Origin of the sequence: Streptomyces sp. NPDC001933 (genome assembly GCF_042890955.1) — a bacterium.
Taxonomy (GTDB): Bacteria; Actinomycetota; Actinomycetes; order Streptomycetales; family Streptomycetaceae; genus Streptomyces.
Genome location: NZ_JBIASS010000006.1, coordinates 105,540 through 127,865 on the forward strand (window position 1 = coordinate 105,540; position 22,326 = coordinate 127,865).

The following is a 22,326-nucleotide window of genomic DNA, read 5'->3' on the forward strand; positions in this document are numbered from 1 at the left end:
GCACGACCGAGGGGGGACGCGTTGACCGACACGGAGACCGGATCCGGACGGCGGCGGACGGCGCCACCCCCATGGCTGGCGCCACCCCCCTGGCTGCTGAGCGGACTGCGCCCGAAGCCGTCCACGCCCATCGCCTGGGCGGGCGTCGCCCGCGCCTCCGTCTCCCTGGCCGCACCGCTCGCCGTCGGCTTCGCGCTGGACCGCCCCGCGTACGGCGCGCTCGTCTCCATGGGCGCGCTCTCCGGCGTCATCGGCGACACCGCCGACGCGTACCGGATGCGAATACTCAACATCGCCGTGCCGCAGCTCTTCGGCGCGCTCGGCATCATGCTCGGCACGCTGGTGTACGGAACCGGCTGGGGGGCCGTCGCCGCGCTGACCTTGGTCGGCCTGGTCTCCGGGATGATGTCGACGATCGGCGCGGTCGCCTCGGTGTCCGGGCTGCTGCTCCTGCTCAACGCGGTGGTCGGTGCCGGACTCCCGATGCCGCAGCCCTGGTGGGTGGCGCCGCTGCTGCTCACGGTCGGCGGCCTGTTCGTACTCACCCTGACCCTGCTGGCCTGGCCGCTGCGCCGGAAGCTCCCGGAGCGGGTCGCGGTCGCGGACACCTACCTCACGGTCGCCGACCTGCTCGCCGCCGCGGGCACCGACGCGTACGAGGAGCGCCGCCAGGCCGTCACCCAGTCCCTCAACACGTCATACGACCTGATCCTGGCCCGCCGGGCCCGCTACCACGGCCGCAGCAACGCCATGGTGCGGCTGCTCGCCCAGCTCAACGTCGTCATCCCGCTCGTCGAGGCGGCCCCCGCCGTCCATGTCCGCCGGCTCAGGCTCCCGGACGAGATCCCGGCGGCGGTACGCGAACTGGCCGTCGCCGTCGAGGAGAGCCGCACCGGCCGCCCCGAACTCACCCTGCCCGCACCGGACTCACCCGCCACCCGTGCGGTGGACAGCGCCCTGCGGCACGCGGCGGTCGTGGTGCACAAGGCCGACCCCGACCCGTACAACGTCGACGACCGGCTCGGCCGCCCCGCCGTGCTCGGGGTACGGATCCGGCGGGCCACCCGCGACGTGCTGTTCTCCGGGGCCTCCTGGCGGTACGGGCTGCGCCTCGCCCTCTGCATCGGCCTGGCCCAGGCGCTGACCTCGCTGATCCCGGTGCCGCGCTCGTACTGGGTGGCGCTGACCGTCACGTTCGTCCTCAAGCCGGACTTCGGCTCGGTGTTCTCGCGGGCCGTGCTGCGATCGGTGGGCACGGCTGCCGGGCTCGTGATCGCCGCACCGGTGCTCGCCGCGGTGCCGGTGGGCTGGTGGGACGTGCCGGTGATGGTGGTGCTCGCCGCGCTGATCCCGGCGCTCACCGCGAAGGGCTACGCCTTCCAGACCGCGGCCATCACCCCGGTCATCCTGCTCCTGTCCGACCTGCTGAACCACCAGGGCTTCCACCTGGTCTGGCCGCGCTTCCTGGACAGCCTGATCGGCTGCGCGATCGTGCTGGTGGCGGGCTATCTGCTGTGGCCGGAGAGCTGGCACGTACGGGTCGGCCACCGGCTCGCGGACGCGGTGGCGGACATCGCCGACTACGTGGCGTGCGCGTTCGAGCCGGGCGGCTCCGGCGACCGGGCGGAACGGGTGCGGGCCCGGCGCCGGATCTACCGCGACCTGTCGGTCGTACGTTCCGAATTCCAGCGGGCCCTGACCGAACCGCCCCCGGTCGGCACCCGGGCCGCCGCCTGGTGGCCGCTGGTCGTCGCGGTCGAACGCATCGTGGACGCGACGACGGCGGCCCGGGTCCGGGTCAACCACGGAGCACCCGAGCCGCCACCGGCCGAGGTCGCCGAGGTCCAGCGGCAGCTGCGGGAGCTGGCCGAGGGGATACGGGCCAGCGAGGTCCTGGTGGAGGTGCGCACCGAACTTCCGGGCGACGAGGAAGGCGTACTCGCTCCGCTGCGCCAGGAGGTGGCGGCGGCACGGGCGATCGCCTCGCCCCAGCCGTAGGGGCTGCTCCACGGTGGGGCGGTCAGCCGGTGGGGTCGGCCCGGTGGGGGGGCGGTCAGCCCGGTGGGGCGGTCGCCCGGTGGTGGGGCCGGTCAGCCTGTGGGGCCGGCGCCCCGCAGCCGTTCCATCTCGCGCCGGTCCCGCTTCGTCGGCCGGCCCGCGCCCCGGTCCCGTACCGGAACCTGGATCGCCGCCTCGCGCGGCGGCGGGGGCGGGCTGTTGTCGATGAAGCACTCCGCCGCCACCGGAGGGCCGACCCGCTTCTTGACGATCTTCGACACGACCACGATCCGGTCGCGTCCGGCGTGCCGGAGCCGTACCTCGTCGCCAACCCGCAGCGCCTGGGCGGGCTTGGCGCGCTCGCCGGCGACCTTCACATGACCCGCGCGGCAGGCGGCAGCGGCCTGCGAACGGGTCTTCGTCAGCCGGACCGACCAGATCCAGACGTCGACCCGAACGCTGCCCTCCGCCTGCGGCGCCTCACCGGAAACCATGTCTCCGACTGTAGGGCCTGTCGTGGGGTCGTGGGGATCAGCCGAAGTCGCTGATCACTTCACCCATGTTGTAGCTGTACAGCTCGCGCTTGCACGCCCCGCACTTGCTCGGCGCGTGCTCGCTCAGCGACCACAGCTGCGGTGCGAAGCCGTCGCCGCGCCCGTGCGCGAGGTAGAGGTCCTCGGGCCCGAACGCCGACTCCAGCGTCTTCGCGTTGCCGACGAGCTGGGACGCCCCGTCGACGGTGCCCGGCGTGGCCTGGAGCAGCCGGCCGTTGTCGTAGCCGTTGCTGCGGTGGAAGTACCACTTGCCCTCGTACCGCGTGACGCCCTGGATCTTGTGCCACAGCGCCTCGTTGTTGAACGTGGCACCGGTCGGCAGGCCGTACGCCAGGTCGGCGGAGGCGGTCGTGCCGGTGGCGCCCTCGACGGCGGCGGTCAGCTCGGTCATCGAGTACGTGCCGACGCGGCCGGGGCTCGTGCCGCCGTTGTTGGTGTTGCAGTACTCACCGAGGACCATGTGGTCGGTGTCGGTACGGTCCAGCGAGATGTACGAGGCCTTCGGGCGGCCGGTGGTGTAGCACTGGTTGCCGCTGGTGGTCCCGCCGTTCTTCGCCGTGGTGAACTTCAGCGTGGCGACCTGCGGCATGACGTAGCGGTAGCCGTAGCCGTACCAGACGTTGCTCTGGCGGCCGATCCGCTTCTTGTCCACGACGTTGCTGACCAGCCCGTCAGGCGTCGGGTCGTCGACGTCGGCCTTGTTGTCCGGGTTGAGGTCCATGATCTTGCGCAGGTCGAAGACCCGCATGCCGTTGGCGGTGTCGGCGACGTACAGGTAATTGCCGTACCAGACCATGCCACCGGCGTGGATGCCGTTCTGCGCGGCGCAGGAGGACGTCACCTCGGTGGTGCACTTGCCCTCGCTCGCGTGCAGCGCGTCGAAGGAGATGTGGTCCTTGGAGTTCGTGTACGGCCAGACCAGCAGCACATGGCGGTACATCTGGGTCGCCTGGTTGAAGAAGCTGACCCGGATGCCCTTCTCGTTGCAGGCGTCCGACGCGGAGTCCTGGAGGCAGTTGTCGCGGTCCTTGGCGTAGTTGCTGCGGCCCGGGTTCTCCGCGTCGTAACCGGCCACGGCGATCGGCTCGGCGTTGGACGTGCCCCAGTCCTCGTCCTCCTGCGCGTCCGAGACACCGGTGATGGCCTGCGGCACCCACTCCGAGGAGGTGGCGTCGTCACTCTGCCAGCAGACCCGGTGGTTGACCGCCAGATCGGAGCCGTAGATTCCGGCGGTTCCGCAGGCACCTTCCCACTTGGAGGGCCGATTGGCCTGCTCCATCAGTTCGGTGAGGCCCTGCTTGGGCAGCGCGGCGTCCAATTTCGTGACGAGACCGGAGATATCGGTGCTCTTCACCAGCTTGAAGTCGGCGGCCCGGCCGGGGACGGGGGTGGCGAGAGCGGAGACGCCCGGGGCGGCCGAGGCCGAATCCGAGGACGAATCCGAGGCCGCTGCGGATCCGGTTCCGGTTCCGGCGAAGTCGTCCTGCTCACCCTCGGATTCGTTGTCGAACCCGTCGTCCGGCATTCCCTCGTTGCCCGGCGGCGGGTCGTCGGCGGCCCGCACCGAGGAGGGCGGGGCGGACGCCGGAGCAGCGGCGGCACCGACCGCCGGGACGAGGCCGGAAAGCATCGCACCCGCCGCAACGGCACAGGCGGCAGAACGTGTTCTACGGATTGGTTTCCCCATGTGGGAGCCCTTCTTGGTAACGCTTTCGAACAACGGACAACGGTGCGCCTGACTCTGCGTCAGGCGCACCGTCCGTTCACGTTAACAAGGCAACTTGGGACCGGTTACGCACATTTGAACGACGTACATGAGGCCCGCACGGCATCGGCACAGGACTCGTTCGGGGCTCGGTTGCAGCTCAGTTCCCACACGGGCGGGCCGCACCACCGAAGGGCCGGATCCGGCCGCTAACCTTACGTATCCGTCCTGGCCAGGGATCAATTCCCACAGGTCGGACATTTCTCGCACCCAACTCACGCGAAAGGCCTCGCCCATGGGCATTCGGAGCTTGCTGCGCAAGGTGTTCGGCCGCGACCGCGCGGAGCAGGACGCGCCGACGGCCACGGTCCCGCCCCAGACCGAGCGCACCGCACCCACGGAGTCGGAGCCGGCCACGCCGACGGAGACCGCGTCCACCACGGCGGACGAGCGGGTCGCGGAGTCGGCCCCGGTCCTCGAAACCACCCCGCCCACCAAGGCTTCGGTACCGGCGCCCGCCTCTCGCCGGTCCGCCGGCGAGGAGAGCGGTCTGGCCTCGGACCTGGTGGCCGCCGCCTTCGACAAGGCGTCCGTCCCCACGGTCCCGGCGCAGAGCCCGGCCCCGAAGTCGGAGTCGACGAAGCCGGAGGTGGAGGCGGAGGCGGAGGCGGAGCCGGAGGTGGTCGAGGCCGAGGCGAAGGTGGAGGAGCCGGAGCCGGTCAAGGCCGAGGTCGCCATCGAGCCGGAGGTCGAGCCGGAGGCGGAGCCCACCGTCGAGGCCGAGGTCGAGGCCGAGCCCGCCATCGAGGTCAAGGCCGAGCCGGAGGTCGAGACGGAGCCGAAGGTGGAGGCGGAGCCCGAGCTCACCGCCGAGCCCGAGGCGCAGGCCGAGGCGGAGCCCGAGGTCAAGGCCGAGGCCGAGGCCGAGGCCCCCGCCCCGGTGGCCGAGCCCGCCCCCGTGACCGAGGCAGTCCCCGCAGCCGAGACGGCCCCCGCAACCACCCCGAGCCCCACCCCCGCCCCCAAGCCCGCGCTCACCCTCGCCAAGGTCAAGTCGCGGGCCCCCGGGCTCGTCGACCCGTACAAGGCGGCCCAGGCCGGGCTGAAGGCGCACGGGCTGACGGGGCTGCGCGCCACCGTCTACCTGGTTCTCGACCGCTCCGGCTCCATGCGGCCGTTCTACAAGGACGGCAGCGCCCAGCACCTGGGCGACCGCACCGTCGCGCTCGCCGCGCACCTGGACGAGAACGCGACCGTCCCCGTCGTCTTCTTCTCGACGGAGATCGACGGCACCGGAACGGTCGGCCTCGCCGACCACGAGGGCCGGATCGACGAGCTGAACGCGGGCCTCGGCCGCCTCGGCCGTACGAACTACCAGAGCGCCGTCGAAGAGGTCGTCGCGCACTACGAGAAGTCGGAGGCGACCGGCCCCGCCCTGGTGATCTTCCAGACGGACGGCCCGCCGGACGCCAAGCAGGCCGCCAAGCAGGCGCTGGCCGACGCGGCGCGGCTGCCGCTGTTCTTCCAGTTCGTCGCGTTCGGCGAGGAAGACGCCAAGGGCTTCGACTTCCTGCGCAAGCTGGACGCCCCGAACGCCGGGTTCTTCCACGCGGGCCCCGCGCCCCGGGAGGTCGCGGACACCACGTTCTACCGCGAGGTCCTCGCCGCGCTCCCCGCCTGGATCGCGGCCCGCGAGACGGTGACCGCCGACTGATCCACCGGCAGCCGTACGGTCACGGCGAGCCCGCCCCCGGGCCCCGGCACCGCCGTGACCGTACCGCCGTGCGCCACCGCTATGGAGCGCACGATCGACAGGCCGAGGCCCGACCCGCGCCCCATCCGGTCCTTGCCCTCGCCCCGCCGGAACGGCTCGAACAGCCCGGGGATGTCCGCCGCGTCCACCACCGGCCCGGTGTTGCGGACCTCCAGCCGCGCCCCGCCGCCGGCCGTCACCAGTGACACGTCCACCGTCCCGTCCGGCACGTTGTACGTGACGGCGTTGGCCAGCAGATTCGCCACCAGCTGCGCGAGCAGCATGCGGTTCCCCCGCACCGTGCAGAAGTGGGTATCGGCCCGCACGCCGGGGTGCCGGGCCGTCTCCTCCGTCACCACCTGCGCGAGATCCACCGGCTCCCGCTCGCCCTCGGCGAGCCCGCGCTCGCTGCGCGCCAGGACCAGCAGCCCCTCTATGAGCCGCTCGCTGCGCCGGTTGTTGTCCAGGAGCGTCTGCCTGGTCCGTACGAGATCCTCCGGAGTCGGGTCGTCCAGGCCGATCTGGATCGCGGCCCGCTGGGTGGCGAGCGGGGTCCGCAGCTCGTGGGATGCGTTGGCGATGAACCGCCGCTGGCTGTCGAAGGCCTTCTCCAGCCGGGCCAGCAGCGCGTCGAGCGTGTCGCCGAGTTCCTTGAGCTCGTCGTCGGGGCCGCTGGACGCGATCCGCTCGTGCAGATTGTGCTCGGAGAGCCGGCGCGCCTTCTCCGTCATGGCGTGGACCGGTCGCAGCACCCGCCCCGCGGTCCACCAGCCGACACCGACCGCGCAGGCCGTCATGACGAGCAGCGCGGCCACGGACCAGATCAGCAGCTGATGGCCGGCCGCGTCACTGACGTTGTCGGTGAGGTCGTAGACGGTGGGCGGCCCGAGGCTCCGCCGGGTGATGAGCGGACCGTTCACCGCGTAGCCGGGCTGCACGACGGCCGCCGTGCGGGCGATGTCGCGCGCCTGGGAGTCCGTACCGGCGCGGGAGGCGAGGTTGACGGTGGCGAGCAGCGCCGTACCGAGGACCAGGAACACCCCGCCGTACACGAGTGCGATCCGGGCCCGGATCCTGGAGTGCGGCACACCGGACAGCCGCCTCACAGGGCGTACCCCACGCCCTGCACCGTACGGATCAGCGTCGGTTCCCCGAGCTTCCCGCGCAGCTTGCTCATGCAGACGCGGACGGCACCGGTGAAGGGATCGGCGTTGGCGTCCCAGGCCCGCTCCAGCAGCTCCTCCGCGCTGACGGTCCCGCCGTCCGCCTCCAGCAGCAGCTGGAGCACCGAGAACTCCTTCGGCGAGAGGTCCAGCCCCCGGCCGTCCCGCGAGGCGGTGCGCCGCACGGTGTCGAGCCGGATACCGTGCCGTTCCAGCTGCGGCGGCACGGGGCGGGCGCTGCGGCGGCGCAGTGCCCGGACCCGTGACACCAGCTCGGGGAACTCGAACGGCTTGCCCAGGTAGTCGTCGGCGCCGAGGTCGAGCCCGGCGACCCGGTCCTCCATGGAACCGGCGGCGGTGAGCATCAGGATCCTGGTCCGGGAGCCGGAGGCGACGAGGCCGCGCGCCACGTCGTCGCCGTGCACCCGGGGCAGGTCGCGGTCCAGGACGACGACGTCGTAGTCGTGCAGCCCCAGGTAGGCGAGGGCGGCGTCACCGCTGTACACCGTGTCGACGGCGAAGCCGGCCCGCCGCAGCCCCGTGGCGACCAGCTCCGCCAGGATCTCCTCGTCCTCCGCGACCAGTATCCGCATCGTGATGTCTCCTGCCTCGTACACGCGTGTCAACTCCCTCCCAGGATGCGCTTTGCTACCGGAAGGGATGTTTCGCAAGGGTCTCCACGCCCCCGGTCCGGGGGTGACCGGCCGTAATCGGTGTGAGTCGGTCGCCCGCGGGCCGTTAGGATTTCGACCATGGCGGCCACTGGATCCGAGAAGCAAGGGGGCGACGGCGTGAAGAATTTCTACGTATCGACCCCCATCTACTACGTCAACGACGCTCCTCACCTGGGCCACGCCTATACGACCGTCGCAGGCGACGTGCTCACCCGCTGGCACCGCCAGCGCGGCGAGAAGGTGTGGTACCTCACCGGCACGGACGAGCACGGTCAGAAGATCATGCGCACTGCCGAGGCGAACGGCGTCACCCCGCAGGAGTGGTGCGACAAGCTCGTGGAGGAGGCGTGGAAGCCCCTCTGGGAGCACCTGAACATCGCGAACGACGACTTCATCCGTACGACGGAGAAGCGCCACACCGACCGGGTGCAGGAGTTCGTCCAGGACCTGTACGACAAGGGTGAGATCTACAAGGGCGGCTACGAGGGCCCCTACTGCGTGGGCTGCGAGGAGTACAAGCTCCCCGGCGACCTCATCGAGGACGAGGCCGGCGTCAAGCTGTGCCCGATCCACAAGAAGCCGGTGGAGATCCTCAAGGAGGAGAACTACTTCTTCAAGCTGAGCGCCTACGGCCCGAAGCTGATGGAGTTCTACGCGAACAACCCGGGCTTCATCCAGCCCGAGTCCGCCCGCAACGAGGTCGTGAACTTCGTCAAGCAGGGCCTCCAGGACCTCTCCATCTCCCGCTCGACCTTCGACTGGGGCGTCCCGGTGCCGTGGGACGAGAAGCACGTCATCTACGTGTGGGTCGACGCCCTGCTGAACTACGCCACGGCGGTCGGCTACGGCGCCAACCAGGAGAAGTTCGACGGGACGTTCCCCGCCAATGTCCACCTGGTCGGCAAGGACATCCTGCGCTTCCACGCGGTGATCTGGCCCGCGATGCTGATGGCGCAGGGTCTGCCGCTGCCCGGAAAGGTCGCGGCCAACGGCTGGCTGATGGTCGGCGGCGAGAAGATGTCGAAGTCGAACCTGACGGGCATCAAGCCGCAGGACCTGACCTCGCACTTCGGCGTGGACGCGTACCGCTGGTACTTCCTGCGGGCGATCGCGTTCGGCAGCGACGGCTCGTTCTCCTGGGAGGACTTCTCCGCCCGCTACACCTCCGAGCTCGCCAACGACTACGGCAACCTCGCCTCGCGCGTCGCGGCCATGGTCGGCAAGTACTTCGGCGGCGCGCTCCCGGAGGCCACCGCCTCGGGTGACGCCGAGAAGGCGGTCCAGGAGGGCCTGGCCAAGGCCGTCGCCACGGCCGACGAGAAGATCGGCGAGGAGCTGGACTTCCAGGCCGGCATCCTGGCGATCTTCGACTTCGTGAAGCAGGTCAACGGCTACATCACGGAGCAGGAGCCCTGGAAGGTCGCCAAGGACGACTCCCCCGAGGGCCAGGCCCGCCTCGCGACGATCCTCTACACGGCCGCCGAGTCGCTGCGCGGTGTCGCGGTGCTGCTGAACGCCGTGATGCCGGAGACCTCGCAGAAGCTGTGGGAGTCGCTGGGCGCCGAGGAGTCCCTGGGCGCGCTGGCCGACCAGCGCGTGCAGGACGCGGGCACCTGGGGCCGGCTCCCCGCGGGAGCCACGGTGACGAAGGGCGCGGTGCTGTTCCCGCGCCTGGAGGAGAAGCCGGCGTAACGGAGTACGTGCACGGCGAAGGGCGGGACCGGTAGTAACGGTCCCGCCCTTCGCCGTACTGCCGCGGGTGCTCCGCCCGGGTCAGCGGACCCAGTTCTTCAGCGGCTCGGTGTCCAGTTCGATGCCCACCGGGTCGGGCAGTTCGACGGTCTTCCCGTACGGAACCGTCACGACCTGCTCGTACCGCACTCCGTCGGGCTGCGAGTGCACCTTGACCTCACAGGTTTCGCGGTCGATGAGCAGGTAGACGGGAATCCCGGTCTCGGCGTAGGCGCGCGGCTTCTCGACCCGGTCGCGGCGGTCGGTGTCCTCGTCGTACGAGGTGACCTCGACGACCATCAGGACGCCGCTGGGGTCGGCCCATTCGCCCTGGCCGACGAAGTTCTCCAGCGGGGCGAGCACAGCGTCCGGGCGGGCATTGCCCTTGCGGTATGTCTCGACTCGCAGACCTTGTTCGGCGAAGAGCCAATTGCCCGGTCCCGACTGCATGCAGATCTGTGTGAGCCAGGCGATGATCCGCCCGTGATCCCCGTCCGGCACAGCCTTGACCCCCATTTTCCCGTTCACGAACTCCAGACGCAGCGCTTCTTCCGCGCGTATGGCGTGACGGGCAAGGTCCTCGAAGACCTCCTGTGTCAGCACACCCTCGTCAGACACGGTCATCACTGCCTCCTGGCAAGGAAACGGGCTTCCTCCAGCGTACGGGCCCCCCTCCCGGCCCGTCCCCCGTTCACTCCTCCAGTGCCTCCGCGTCACCCATCACGACGACCGGCTTCTTCGCCGGATCGAGGGTGCTCAGGAGTTCCCGCATCCGGTCCAGCGGGAGCGAGATGCAGCCCTGGGTCGGGCCTCCGTGGTCGACGTGGATCCAGATGCCGCCGCCGCGCTCCTGGCCGAGGGGGCGTTCCGGGTCCAGCGGGGTGACGCCGGGGGTGCGGTTGTAGTCGATGGCTACGACGTAGTCGAAGGACCCTTCGAGCTGATCCCCCTCGAAGCCCTCGCCGCTCACCACGAACGCCGGGTTCCGGTCGTAGGGGAACGCCGTGTCGGGAGGGTCGAACAGGCCGCCCGCGTATGTCAGACCGTAGACGCCGACCGGGGAGCGCAGGTCGCCCTCCCAGTGCTCGTCGGTCCAGCCGTTCAGCGCGTTGTGGGCCGGCCAGCGGGTCGTGACGGGCAGCCAGCCGAGGGCCGGGTTGTCGCGGGCGTAGAGGACCGCGGTGGACAGGCTGGAGTCGTAGTCGTCGCCGGTGACGACGAGGACCTGTTTGGAGGACGCCGGGATCGCGGCCCGCGTCTTCGGCCCCAGCGCGGGGATCTCGCGCGGCCGGACGACCGGCGCGTGCGGCCCGGGGGCGGCCCGTTTTCGTGGCCCGTCGGCCTGGGGGCCCGCGACACCGGTGGAGGCCGTGGCGCCCGTCCGGACGGAGAGGGACTCGGGAGCGGCGGTATCGGAGGTGTTGCCGCATGCGGTGAGCAGCAGCAGCGCGGCGGCACAGGCACCGGCAGGTACGGCGTACGGGGGACGCCGGAAGGCCGACGGACGGAACACGGACACGGGAACTCCTCAGCATTCGTGGGGTGACGGCGGCACAGACGGGCTCCCCGTCACGTCTCCTACCGCCGCCCCCAGTTAACGCCGCGTCGCGCGAGGGCGAATCCGTACGGGGGCCATACGGCTGTATCCCCCGCCGGACACGCGCGTCGAAGGGCCCCGGAACCGTTCCGTGCGTGTAGGTTCCGGGACCTTCCGTCCGGTGGTGGCGGGGAGGTCTGATTGCCGGTCAGTCAGCCGTTGAGGAACTCCGGGCACCGGTACGGGCCCAGCGCTTCGCCCTCGGACGGTCGCAGGGTGACCTCGACGTCGTCGGTCCTGACCTTCGGTTCGAGTACGGACTGGGCGCGCGCCAGCGTGCACACCAGCTGGCCGGTGGCCTGGTCGCGTCCTGACTCCCCGTAGAAGCCCTCCAGCCGCACCGTGACCCGGGTGCCCGAGCCGGTCGCCGAGTAGCCGCCGAGGTGGACGAGGGAGGTGAGTCCGCCCTGGTCGGCGGGCGGCGCCATCGAGCCGAGCAGCTTCAGCACGCCGTTGAGGTCCTCGACCTCCTTGTCGATCAGCGGCACCGCGCGCAGCCCGGCGGCGGAGGCGTAGTACAGCCGCATCCCGCGCGTCGGACCGGACGCGGGCTCGCCCGCGCCTATCACCCCGGTCGGCTGCACGCCGCAGCCCACGAGGGCGGACCCCAGCGCGGCGACCGTGATCGCGATGCCCTTCCGGATCCTCACTCCGTGTCCTCTCCGGTACGCCGCAGGGGCAGCCGCAGCGTGAACACCGCGCCGCGCGCCGGTCCGTCCGCCGTGTCCGCCATGTCCGCCGCGTCGGTCGCGTCGGTCGCGTCCGCCACCTCGATCGTGCCGCCGTGCAGCCGGGCGTTCTCCAGCGCGATCGCCGTGCCGAGGCCGCTGCCCTGTCCGCTGTCGTCGGCGGCGCCGCGTGTGCGGGCCGCGTCCGCCTTGTAGAACCGGTCGAAGACCCGCTCCCGTGCCTCCGGCGGCAGCCCCGGTCCGTGGTCGGCGACGGACAGGACCACCCACTCGCCGTCCGCCGCATCGGCCGTTGCGAGCGTCACGGTGACCGGCGGGGCGCCGTGCCGCAACGCGTTGCCCACCAGGTTCGCGACAATCACGTCGATCCGGCGCCGGTCGACCACCGCCCGCAGCCCCTCGGGGAGGTCGGTCCGCACCCGGTCCGTCCAGCCGCGCAGCGCCAGCGAGGCCCGTACGGTGTCGGCGAGATCCGCCTCGGCCGCGTTCAGCCGTACCGCCTTCGCGTCGAAGCGGGAGATCTCCATCAGGTCCTCGACCAGCCGGGACAGCCGTGCCGTCTCCGCGCCGACGGTACGGGCCGCCCGCGCCGCGTCCGGCGGCAGCTGGTCGGCGTCCTCCTCGAGGACGGTCGCCACCATCGTCATCGCCGCGAGGGGCGTGCGCAGCTCGTGCGACACGTCCGCCACGAAGCGGCGCGCCTTCGCCTCCTGGTCGCGCAGCTCCGTGTCGGAGGACTGGAGCGCGTCGGCGGTCTCGTTGAACGTCCGGGCCAGGTCGGCGAGTTCGTCGTGCCCGGAGACGGCGACCCGGGTGCCGAGGTCGCCGGCCGCCAGCTCACGGGTGGCCCGGCCCAGCTTCCGCACCGGCCGCAGCACCGTGCCCGCGGCCAGCAGTGCCAGGACGGCGGCCAGCAGCATCACCGGCACCATGCCGGCCCGTACGGAGTCCAGCAGGGCGGCGGTGTCGTCGCGCTCGGCCCGCAGATCGGTGATCGCGTAGACCTCCAGGCCGGAGGTGCGGCGGTCCCCGTCGTCGAACCGGACGGGCGTACCGACGACCAGATAGGGATCGCCCCGCCACCGCACCCGCTGGAACCGGGCCTGGTCGCCGGTCGTGACGGCGATGCGCAGCTCGGTGGTGATCCTGGACGTGGTGTCGGCGAGCGAGTCGGAGACGGCGGACAGGTCCTGGTAGCGGGCGACGACGATGTTCCCGCCGAGTCCCTCCGACACCTTCGCCGCGAACCGGGACAGCGACTGCTGGTCGGGCGGTACGTCGAAGTCGGCGGCGACCGCGGTGACCCGCTCCCGGAGGTCGTCCACGGCGGCGTTCTGGGTGCGCTGGAGGACGGCGGTGCGGGCGTCCCGGTAGGCGAGGGCGGTCGCGGTCACCGCGCTGACGAGCGCGACGACGACGAAGGTGACGACCAGCCGGACGCGCAGCCCGCCGACGAGGCGTCGCGAGCGCCGCGTCGGGGCGGCGCCGCGCCTGCCCTTGCCCGTGCGGTTCACAACGACGTCCGTGCGGTTCACAACGACGTCCGTGCGGTTCACAACGGCGTCCGTGCGGTTCGCAACGACGTCCGTACCGTTCGCAACGACGCCCGTGCGGTTCACAACGGCGTCCGTACCGTTCGCAACGGCGTCCGTACGGTTCACAGCGGACCGAAGCGGTAGCCGAAGCCCCGCACCGTCTGGACGTACCGAGGCTTGGCCGGCACGTCCTCCAGCTTGGCCCGCAGCCGCCCGACCGCCGCGTCCACCAGCCGGGAGTCGCCCAGGAAGGTGTGGTCCCAGACGGATTCGAGGAGCTGCTCGCGGCTGAGCACCCGGCCCGGGGCGGCCGACAGCTCCAGCAGCAGCCGCAGTTCGGTGGGCGGCAGCGGAACCGGTGTGCCGTGCTTGGTGACGGTCAGCCCGGCGCGGTCGATCACCAGCCCGGCGAGGTCGGCACCGGCCCCGCGCACCGGCCCGGACGGCTCCGCCCGCCGCAGCGCGGCCCGGATACGGGCCTCCAGGACGGGCGCGGTGACCGGCTTGACGACATAGTCGTCGGCGCCCGCCTCCAGGCCGGTCACGATGTCCTGGTCGTCGCCGCGTGCGGTCAGCATGATGACGGGCAGGACCGCCGAGCGGGCGCGGATGCGGCGGCACACCTCGAAGCCGTCCATGCCGGGCAGCATCAGGTCCAGGACGGCCAGTTCCACCCGTGCGCCCCGTTCCCCGTCCAGCAGGGCGAGGGCCTGCTCGCCGGTGGCGGCGGTCTCCACGCCGTACCCGTGCCGGCGCAGCACGAGCTCCATTCCGTCCCGTACGGACGCGTCGTCCTCGATGAGCAACACATGCGGCATGGATCCGATTATGGGCATGCCCGGACCGCCCGCGTCTGCCCCGGACAGGGGTGGAGGCGCAGGCCGGGGGCATTGTTACGTTCCCATCATGTCGCCATGGAGGGGCCATCATCCTGGGCGGCGAACGTACAGCGCATGACCTTCCCCAGGACGAACCCCCGCGCCACCGCCCGGCTTCGCATGACCGCGCTCGTGGCCCTGCCCGTGCTCGCCCTCTCCGTCGCCTGCGGAGGCGGAGACGGTGACGCCGGCGGTACGAAGAAGAGCGATGTGATCGCCGACGTACCGGACACGCCGGACACGAGCGCCACGAAGGACGGGACCGGACCGAGCGCCGCGCCCACTGCCAAGAGCGCCTTCTACGACGCCCAGTTGAAGTACGTCCGGTGCATGCGCGTCAAGGGCGGCTACAAGGACTTCCCCGACCCGAAGCTCAGCGGCTACCTCGACTGGGACAAGGTCAACGAGATCGGCTCCCAGCCGGGCCGCAACGAGGGCATCAAGGGCGGCAAGGACGGGGCCTGCGTCGCCGAACTGCAGGCCGCCATGGACGCCGAGCCCGAGCGCGACCAGCAGAAGTCCTACGAGTCGATGCTCGCGCACGCCAAATGCATGCGGGACAACGGCGTCTCCCGGTTCACCAACCCGACCATGAGCGGCGGAAACGCCCAGCCGGGCGGCGACCCCAACCCGGCGTCCCCGTCCATCGACACCGGCTCACCGGCGTACAAGAAGGCCCGCGAGGCGTGCGAGCCGAAGCTGCTCGACGGTCTGGACGGCATGCAGTGAGGCGCCGTGCCACCCTCCTCGCGCTCGGTGCGGCGGCCCTCGCCGCCGTCACCGGGGGCACCCTGTTCCTCGGCGACGGCGGCTTCCTCCGCGACGGCGGCGACGCGGGCGCCGCCGCGCGGGGCGGCGGCCCGCCGCCCGCCACCGCGACGGTCGTACGCACCGACCTCGTGCGGTCCACGACGGTCGACGGCAGGCTCGACTTCTCTCAGCGCCGCGCCGTCAAGGCCGCCGTCGAGGGAACCGTCACGGTCGCCGCCCCCGAAGGGCGGACGCTGACCATGGGGCAGGCGCTGTACGAGCTGAACGACAAGCCCGTCACCCTCCTCTACGGGCCGGTCCCGATGTTCCACGAGATGAAGCCCGGTGACCGGGGCAGCGACGTGCTCCAGCTGGAGCGCGGTCTGCGTGACCTGGGGTACGGGTCGCGGCTCTACGTCGACGTCCGGTACGACGAGGACACCGCGGCCGCCGTCGAGCAGTGGCAGAAGTCCCTCAACCGCGAGCCCACCGGCAGGGTCGGCAAGGGCGATGTCGTCTTCCAGCCCGGCCCGGTCAAGGTGGTCTCCGCCGACGCGGCGCTCGCCGACCAGGTCGGCCCGGACGAGCCGGTCCTGACGATCGCCTCCACCCGGCCCGTCGTACGGGCGGAACTGGAGCAGACCGACGGCGCGCTCACCTCGAAGGGAACCAAGGTCGAGGTCACCCTGCCGAGCGGGAAGACCGTGGCCGGCCACGTCGCCGGTACGGTGCGCCCCGAGGAGCAGGCCTCCGGCGGCGACGCGGGCGCCGGGGACGGCATCACCGTCGAGGTCGTCCTGGACGGCGGGGCGGGCGCCGCGTCCGGCGAGGACGCCGGGAAACCGGTGAGCGTGAAGTTCGTCAGCGAGGCACGCGAGGGGGTCCTCGCGGTCCCCGTCGAGGCGGTCGTCGCCCTGCGCGGCGAGAACGGCGGCTACGGCCTCCAGGTCGTCCGGGGAGCCACCTCGAAGATGATCCGGGTGGAGACGGGCATGACCGCCGACGGGCGGATCGAGGTCAGCGGCCCCGACGTGCGCGAGGGCCTGAAGGTCGGAGCGGCCGCGTCATGACACCGGCCCCGGTGATCGCACTGCGCGACGCCACCAAGTCGTACCCCGGCGGCGTCCACGCCCTGCGCGGAGTGAACCTCACCGTCGAGGCGGGCGAACTGCTCGCCGTCGTCGGCCCGTCCGGCTCCGGCAAGTCCACGATGCTCAACATCATGGGCACCCTCGACAGGCCCACCACCGGCACCGTCGAGGTCGCCGGATACGACGTGTCCGAGCTCTCCGACTCCCGGCTCTCCGCACTGCGCGCCCGCCACATCGGCTTCGTCTTCCAGCACTTCCACCTGGCGGCCGGGCGCGACGCGGTGGACAACGTCGCCGACGGACTGCTGTACGCGGGCGTCGCGCCGAAGGAACGGCGCAGGCGTGCCCGGGAGGCGCTCGCCAGGGTGCGGCTGGACCACCGCGGCTCGCACACCCCGAACGAGCTGTCCGGCGGCGAGAAGCAGCGGGTGGCCATCGCCCGTGCCCTGGTGGGCAGCCCCCGGCTGCTGCTGGCCGACGAGCCGACCGGGGCGCTGGACACCGCGTCCGGCGAGATCGTCATGGAACTGCTGCACGAGCTGAACGCGTCCGGCACCACCGTCTGCGTGATCACCCACGACAACGGGATCGCGGACTCGCTGCCGCGCCGGGTCCGCTTCCGGGACGGCGAGATCGTCTCGGACACGCGCTCCGGCACACTCCTCGGCCCACGTACCGCGCTTCTCGGCCCACGTACACGGAAGGCCGGTTCATGAAGAACGGTCTCAGGCCCGCCCGCCTCTCCCCGCGCGACGTCCTGCGCGTCGGCGCGGTCGGTCTCCGCGCCCGTCGCGCACGCGTGGTGCTCTCGGCGCTCGGCATCGCCATCGGCATCGCGACCGTGGTCGCGGTCGTCGGCCTGTCCGAGTCGAGCCGCGCGGACCTGATGGCCCGGCTCGACCGCCTCGGCACCAACCTCCTCACCGCCGAGGCAGGCCGCGACGCCATGGGTCAGCCGGTCCGGCTGCCGAAGAACGCGGTCGCGATGGTGGAGCGCATCGGCCCGGTGCGGCACGCCACGGCCACCGCCGACATCGACGCCCGCATCCGCCGCAGCGACGTGGTCCCCGAGGAGCGCACCGCGGGCGTCACCGCCCAGGCGGTCCGCGCCGACCTGCTCTCCGCGCTCGGCGGTGAGGTCGGCGAGGGCACCTGGCTGACCCCGGCCGGTGAACGCCTCCCGACGACGGTGCTAGGCGCGGTGGCTGCGGAGCGGCTTGGCATCACCCGCACCGGCGAGACGATCATGATGAACGACATCCGCGTGGCCGTCGTCGGCATCCTCGAACCGCTCGAACTGGTCCCCAATCTGGACCGGGTGGCCATGGTCGGATTCCCCGCCGCCGAGCGCCACTTCGGCTTCGACGGCCACCCGACCACCGTCTTCGAGCGCTCCACCGACGCCTCGGTCGAGGACGTACGGGCGGTCCTGGCCCGCACCATCAGCCCCGGCAGCGAGGCGGGCATCAAGGTCTCCCGTCCCTCTGACGCGCTGGCCGCCAAGGCCGCCACCGACGAGGGCCTGACGAACCTGATGCTCGGCCTGGGCGCGGTGGCCCTGCTGGTCGGCGGGGTGGGCGTCGCCAACACCATGGTCATCTCCGTCCTGGAGCGCCGTCAGGAGATCGGCCTGCGGCGCTCGCTGGGCGCGACCCGGAGCGCGATCCGGCTCCAGTTCCTGACCGAGTCGCTGCTGCTGTCGGCGCTGGGCGGAGCGACGGGCGCGCTGCTGGGCGCGGCGGCGACGTACGGTTTCGCGCGGGTCCAGGGGTGGACGGCGGTGGTCCCGCCGTGGTCCCTGGCGGGCGGTCTGGCCGCCACCCTCCTGATCGGTGTGGTCGCGGGCCTCTACCCGGCGATCCGCGCCTCCCGGCTCCACCCGACGGTGGCCCTGAACGCGACGTGAGACAGACCACCGGAAACATGAAACATCCCCCGGCCGGGGTCGGCCGGGGGATGTTTCACGTGGAACCGGATCAGAACGCGAGCGGAACCGGTGCGGAGCCGGATCGGACCGGAGCCGGATCGGACCGGAGCGGAGCCGGATCGGACCGGAGCGGAGCCGGATCGGACCGGAGCGGAACCGCCGGCGCCTACTTCGCGCCGGTGTCCCTCGCCACGGAGTCCTTGGGGTCTGCCTTCTCCTTCGCCGCCGCCGTCGCCACCGGCTTGCGGAGCTGGATGTTCAGCTCGCGCAGCCGGGTCTCGTCCAGCTCCGTCGGGGCGCCCATCATCAGGTCCTGGGCGTTGCCGTTGAGCGGGAAGGCGATCGTCTCGCGGATGTTGGGCTCGTCGGCCAGCAGCATCACGATGCGGTCGACGCCCGGGGCGATGCCACCGTGCGGCGGGGCGCCGAGGCGGAAGGCGCGGAGCATGCCCGCGAACTCGTGCTCGACGGTCTCGCGGTCGTAGCCGGCGATCTCGAAGGCCTTGAGCATCAGCTCGGGCTCGTGGTTACGGATGGCGCCGGAGGACAGCTCGATGCCGTTGCAGACGATGTCGTACTGCCAGGCGAGGATGTCCAGCGGGTCCTTCTCCTCCAGGTCCTTCAGGCCGCCCTGGGGCATCGAGAAGGGGTTGTGGGAGAAGTCGATCTTCCCGGTGTCCTCGTCCTTCTCGTACATCGGGAAGTCGACGATCCAGCAGAACCGGAAGACGCCCTCCTCGAAGTGGCCGGCGCGCTTGGCGGCCTCGACGCGGACGACGGACATGATCTTGGAGACCTCGTCGAACTCGCCCGCGCCGAAGAAGACCGCGTGGCCGGGGACGAGGGAGAGACGCTCGGTGAGCGTCTTCACGTCGGTCTCGGTGAGGAACTTGGCGATCGGTCCCGCCAGGGTGCCGTCCTCGCCGACGCGGACCCAGGCCAGGCCCTTGGCACCGTGCTGGACGGCGTAGTCGCCGAGGCCGTCGAAGAACTTCCGGGACTGACCGGCGGTGTCCGGGACCGGGAGGGCGCGGACGTGCTTGCCGGCAAACGCCTTGAACTCCGAGTCGGCGAAGACGTCGGAGATGTCGACCAGTTCCAGCTTGGCGCGCAGGTCGGGCTTGTCGTTGCCGTACTTCAGCATCGACTCGCGGAACGGGATGCGCGGGAACGGCGAGGTGACGTGGCGGCCGTTGCCGAACTCCTCGAAGAGCTCGGTCATCAGCTTCTCGATCGGCCGGAAGACGTCCTCCTGCTCGACGAACGACATCTCGACGTCGAGCTGGTAGAACTCGCCGGGCGAACGGTCCGCGCGGGCGTCCTCGTCGCGGAAGCACGGCGCGATCTGGAAGTAGCGGTCGAAGCCGGAGATCATCAGCAGCTGCTTGAACTGCTGCGGGGCCTGCGGCAGGGCGTAGAACTTGCCCGGGTTCAGACGGGACGGGACGACGAAGTCACGGGCGCCCTCGGGGGAGGTCGCGGTGAGGATCGGGGTCGCCATCTCGTTGAAGCCGAGGGCCACCATCTTGGCGCGGATCGAGGCGATGACCGCCGAGCGCAGCATGATGTTGCGGTGCATGCGCTCGCGGCGCAGGTCGAGGAAGCGGTACTCCAGGCGCCGCTCCTCGTTGACCCCGTCCTCGGTGTTGATCGTGAAGGGCAGCGGGGCGGCCTCGCCCAGCACCTCGACCTCGGTGACCTCGATCTCGATCTCGCCGGTCGGGAGCTCCGGGTTGACGTTGTCGGCGCCGCGCGCGGAGACCTTGCCGTCGATCCGTACGACGGTCTCCTTGGTGAGCTTCGCCAGCGCCTCGTTGCCCGGGGTGCCGGGGCGGGCGACCAGCTGCACCAGACCGTAGTGGTCGCGCAGATCGATGAAGAGGATGCCACCCAGGTCTCGGCGATTGTGCAGCCAGCCGCTCAGTCGGACGTCGGTGCCGACGTCAGAGGCGCGGAGCTCGCCGCAGGTGTGGGACCTGTACCGATGCATCGTCGTTCATCCAGTCTTCGCGGTTCGGGGTGGATTCAGCCACCCCAGGCTACCGCCCGCACCCGCACCGAATCATTGACATTGAAATTCCAAGATCATCCGGGGCTCGCCGAGGCCCGGTGGAGGCCACCCTTCGGTGGCGTCCACCGGGCAGATCTTCTTAAAGTAGGGCAATGCGCACCGAGGACGTCCTGGCCGCGACCGCGACCGGTCTGTGGCGCTGGGACAACGCAGCCGGGACCGTCACGCTCGATGCGGAGGCGGCCCGGCTCCTGGAGCTGCCGGCCGCGGCCGGTGTCTTCCGCGAGTCCGCGGTGCGCTCCCGATTCCACCCCGTCGACTGGAACGAGATCTACGGAGTGGTGAGCCTCGCCCGCGCCGAGGGCACCCTCGCCGAGGCCCGGCTGCGGATCGTGGACGAGAGCGGCCGGGTGCTGCGCATCGTCCGCAGCCGCTCCAAGCCGCTCCCGCCCGGGACGCCCGGCGGCACCGACTACGTACTGGTCGGCACCCTCCAGGAGGTCGCCGAGCCGCAGCCCGGCACCACCGGGGCGCACACCCCCATCACCGGGGACTGGCGCCGCTCCCGCGAGGCCTTCCTGCTGGACGCGGGCCGGGCGCTGGCCGAGGCCAGGTCGACCGCGGAGGTGCTGCGGGTCGCCGCCTCGCTCTCCATGCCGGGCTTCTCGCCGGACGGCCTGGCGGTCTTCGGCGTCGCGGGCGACCGGCTGACGATCACCGGGCACCACGGGCACAGCGTGGGCGACGAGGACCCGTTCACCGACATGCCGCTGGAGACCGACTACCCGGCCGCCGAGGTGGTACGGACGGGGCGGGCGATCTATCTGCCGTCGCCCGAGGAGTACCGCCGCCGCTACCCGGTCACCTGGCCGCTCGCCCGCCGCTTCGAGCGCCGGTCGTGGGCCTTCCTGCCGCTGATCGTCGCGGGGCACACCATGGGCGCCTGGATGGCGGGGTTCAAGCACCCGGTGTCGTTCTCGCCGGACGAGCGGTCCGTACTGACGACCGTGGCCCGGATGCTGGCGCAGGCGCTGACCCGGGCCGGGGTCGCCGAGACCGAGCGGGAGCTGTCGCTGGGGCTCCAGCGCTCGATGATGCCGACGCTCGGCCCCGACATCCCGGGGATGACGGTCTCCGCCCGCTACATCCCGACCGGCGGCGGCCTCCAGGTCGGCGGCGACTGGTACGACATGATCCCGCTCCCCAACGGCCGCATCGCCCTGGTCATCGGCGACGTCCAGGGCCACGACGTGCGGGCCGCCGGGCTGATGGGGCAGCTGCGGATCGCCCTGCGCGCGTACGCCTCCGAGGGGCACCGTCCGGACGCGGTGCTCTCGCGGGCGTCGCGCTTCCTCGCCGGGCTCACGGACGCGTACGAGGACGGGGAGGAGACCGGGCCGCGCTTCGCCACCTGCCTGTACGCGGAGACCGACCCGAAGACCGGCACGCTCGACATCGCACGGGCCGGCCACCCCGACCCCGTGGTGATCACCGCCGACGGAACGGCGATGATCCACCAGACCGAGGGCGGAATGCCGCTCGGCATCGACACGGACGCCGACTATCCGACGAGCCGGCTCACCCTGGGGCCCGGAGAAACGGTCATGTTCTGCACGGACGGGCTGATCGAGACCGGCGGCCATGACATGTTCTCCGGCTGGGACCGGCTGCGGCCGGTCCTGGAGCAGCAGACCGCCGACCTGGAGAAGCTCGCCGACGCCCTCGTGCAGGCCGTGCACGGGCCGACGTCGCACTACACGACGGGCCCGCTGGCGGACCGCCGGGAGGACGACATCGCGCTGCTGCTGCTCCAGTACGACGGAGGGGCGCGGCGGCAGCCGGTGCCCCGGCGCACCGCGCTGACCATCGCTCAGGCAGAGCCGGAGCGGATCGCGGCGGCCCGGCAGCAGATGCGGGACCTGCTGCACGACTGGGCGGATCCGGAGCAGGTCGACGCGGCGGTGCTGATGATCTCCGAGATGGCCACCAACGTCCTCGTCCACACGGACGGGGACGCGCTGATGCTCGCGCAGGCGACGGGGGAGCACGGCGAGCGGCGGCTGCGGGTGGAGGTGTCCGACGGCAGCGACGAGCTGCCGCACAAGCGGCGCCCCGGGGAGATGGCCTCCAGCGGCCGCGGGCTGGTGCTGATGGAGATGCTCGCCGACGCCTGGGGGGTGGACCCGCAGGGCGCGGGGAAGTCGATCTGGTTCGAGCTGTACGAGTCGGGGCCGGCGAACTGAACCGGGGTCGGTGAACCGGGACGCCCC

18 protein-coding genes are annotated in these 22,326 nt (G+C 71.7%); 8 read left to right on the plus strand and 10 right to left on the minus strand.

The features are described from left to right. Nucleotides 1–21: 21 nt before the first annotated feature. Nucleotides 22–1,998 (plus strand): FUSC family protein, encoded by a 1,977-nt coding sequence (locus ACFYY7_RS16910; protein WP_388662223.1) that lies wholly within the window; start codon nt 22–24, stop codon nt 1,996–1,998. Nucleotides 1,999–2,090: 92 nt separating this feature from the next. On the opposite strand, the gene ACFYY7_RS16915 is transcribed toward ACFYY7_RS16910, so the two are convergent. Together ACFYY7_RS16915 and ACFYY7_RS16920 are read right to left on the minus strand one after the other, a co-directional pair. Beyond that, on the minus strand, nt 2,091–2,492 hold the full coding sequence (locus tag ACFYY7_RS16915) for an RNA-binding S4 domain-containing protein (RefSeq protein WP_266731474.1): 402 nt from the start codon (nt 2,490–2,492) through the stop codon (nt 2,091–2,093). 37 nt (nt 2,493–2,529) lie between these two features. After that, a complete protein-coding gene (locus ACFYY7_RS16920; protein ID WP_388662225.1) occupies nt 2,530–4,182 on the minus strand; it encodes a hypothetical protein in 1,653 nt (550 codons plus the stop codon). Between the two features lie 370 nt (nt 4,183–4,552). Between ACFYY7_RS16920 and ACFYY7_RS16925 the strand changes: the two genes are divergently transcribed. After that, nucleotides 4,553–5,971, plus strand: a complete 1,419-nt coding sequence (locus tag ACFYY7_RS16925) for a VWA domain-containing protein (RefSeq protein ID WP_388662227.1) — start codon at nt 4,553–4,555, stop codon at nt 5,969–5,971. Here the strand turns inward: ACFYY7_RS16925 and ACFYY7_RS16930 are convergent. Further along, on the minus strand, nt 5,905–7,116 hold the full coding sequence (locus ACFYY7_RS16930; RefSeq protein WP_388662229.1) for a sensor histidine kinase: 1,212 nt from the start codon (nt 7,114–7,116) through the stop codon (nt 5,905–5,907). The genes ACFYY7_RS16925 and ACFYY7_RS16930 overlap by 67 nt on opposite strands. Continuing rightward, nucleotides 7,113–7,766 (minus strand): response regulator transcription factor, encoded by a 654-nt coding sequence (locus ACFYY7_RS16935; RefSeq protein WP_388662660.1) that lies wholly within the window; start codon nt 7,764–7,766, stop codon nt 7,113–7,115. The genes ACFYY7_RS16930 and ACFYY7_RS16935 overlap by 4 nt, the downstream gene beginning before the upstream one ends. A 159-nt stretch (nt 7,767–7,925) precedes the next feature. Between ACFYY7_RS16935 and metG the strand changes: the two genes are divergently transcribed. Further along, a complete protein-coding gene (gene metG, locus ACFYY7_RS16940; RefSeq protein WP_388662231.1) occupies nt 7,926–9,539 on the plus strand; it encodes a methionine--tRNA ligase in 1,614 nt (537 codons plus the stop codon). 81 nt (nt 9,540–9,620) lie between these two features. On the opposite strand, the gene ACFYY7_RS16945 is transcribed toward metG, so the two are convergent. From ACFYY7_RS16945 to ACFYY7_RS16965, 5 genes are all read right to left on the minus strand, one after another. Continuing rightward, a complete protein-coding gene (locus tag ACFYY7_RS16945) occupies nt 9,621–10,202 on the minus strand; it encodes a Uma2 family endonuclease (RefSeq protein ID WP_388662232.1) in 582 nt (193 codons plus the stop codon). Between the two features lie 67 nt (nt 10,203–10,269). Then, nucleotides 10,270–11,091: a L,D-transpeptidase family protein gene (locus ACFYY7_RS16950; protein ID WP_388662662.1), complete on the minus strand. Its 822-nt coding sequence runs from the start codon at nt 11,089–11,091 to the stop codon at nt 10,270–10,272. 236 nt (nt 11,092–11,327) lie between these two features. Further along, on the minus strand, nt 11,328–11,825 hold the full coding sequence (locus ACFYY7_RS16955; protein WP_388662234.1) for a hypothetical protein: 498 nt from the start codon (nt 11,823–11,825) through the stop codon (nt 11,328–11,330). After that, on the minus strand, nt 11,822–13,378 hold the full coding sequence (locus tag ACFYY7_RS16960; protein ID WP_388662664.1) for an ATP-binding protein: 1,557 nt from the start codon (nt 13,376–13,378) through the stop codon (nt 11,822–11,824). The genes ACFYY7_RS16955 and ACFYY7_RS16960 overlap by 4 nt, the downstream gene beginning before the upstream one ends. A 143-nt stretch (nt 13,379–13,521) precedes the next feature. After that, nucleotides 13,522–14,217, minus strand: coding sequence for a response regulator (locus ACFYY7_RS16965; RefSeq protein WP_388662236.1), 696 nt, complete (start codon nt 14,215–14,217; stop codon nt 13,522–13,524). Nucleotides 14,218–14,352: 135 nt separating this feature from the next. Between ACFYY7_RS16965 and ACFYY7_RS16970 the strand changes: the two genes are divergently transcribed. From ACFYY7_RS16970 to ACFYY7_RS16985, 4 genes are read left to right on the plus strand one after another with little or no spacing between them, the layout of a single operon-like run. Then, nucleotides 14,353–15,006, plus strand: coding sequence for a hypothetical protein (locus ACFYY7_RS16970; RefSeq protein ID WP_388662238.1), 654 nt, complete (start codon nt 14,353–14,355; stop codon nt 15,004–15,006). Further along, entirely contained in the window at nt 15,003–16,097 is a 1,095-nt protein-coding gene (locus tag ACFYY7_RS16975) for a peptidoglycan-binding protein (protein WP_388662239.1), read from the plus strand. Before ACFYY7_RS16970 ends, ACFYY7_RS16975 begins: the two co-directional genes overlap by 4 nt. Next, on the plus strand, nt 16,094–16,834 hold the full coding sequence (locus ACFYY7_RS16980; protein WP_356081643.1) for an ABC transporter ATP-binding protein: 741 nt from the start codon (nt 16,094–16,096) through the stop codon (nt 16,832–16,834). Before ACFYY7_RS16975 ends, ACFYY7_RS16980 begins: the two co-directional genes overlap by 4 nt. Beyond that, the gene (locus tag ACFYY7_RS16985; RefSeq protein WP_388662242.1) at nt 16,831–18,024 is read left to right on the plus strand and encodes an ABC transporter permease; all 1,194 of its coding nucleotides are present in this window, start codon (nt 16,831–16,833) and stop codon (nt 18,022–18,024) included. Before ACFYY7_RS16980 ends, ACFYY7_RS16985 begins: the two co-directional genes overlap by 4 nt. 187 nt (nt 18,025–18,211) lie before the next feature. Here the strand turns inward: ACFYY7_RS16985 and aspS are convergent, their stop codons facing one another. After that, on the minus strand, nt 18,212–20,035 hold the full coding sequence (gene aspS / locus ACFYY7_RS16990) for an aspartate--tRNA ligase (RefSeq protein ID WP_388662243.1): 1,824 nt from the start codon (nt 20,033–20,035) through the stop codon (nt 18,212–18,214). Nucleotides 20,036–20,208: 173 nt separating this feature from the next. Between aspS and ACFYY7_RS16995 the strand changes: the two genes are divergently transcribed. Continuing rightward, on the plus strand, nt 20,209–22,299 hold the full coding sequence (locus ACFYY7_RS16995) for a SpoIIE family protein phosphatase (RefSeq protein ID WP_388662245.1): 2,091 nt from the start codon (nt 20,209–20,211) through the stop codon (nt 22,297–22,299). The last annotated feature ends 27 nt before the right edge of the window (nt 22,300–22,326 follow it).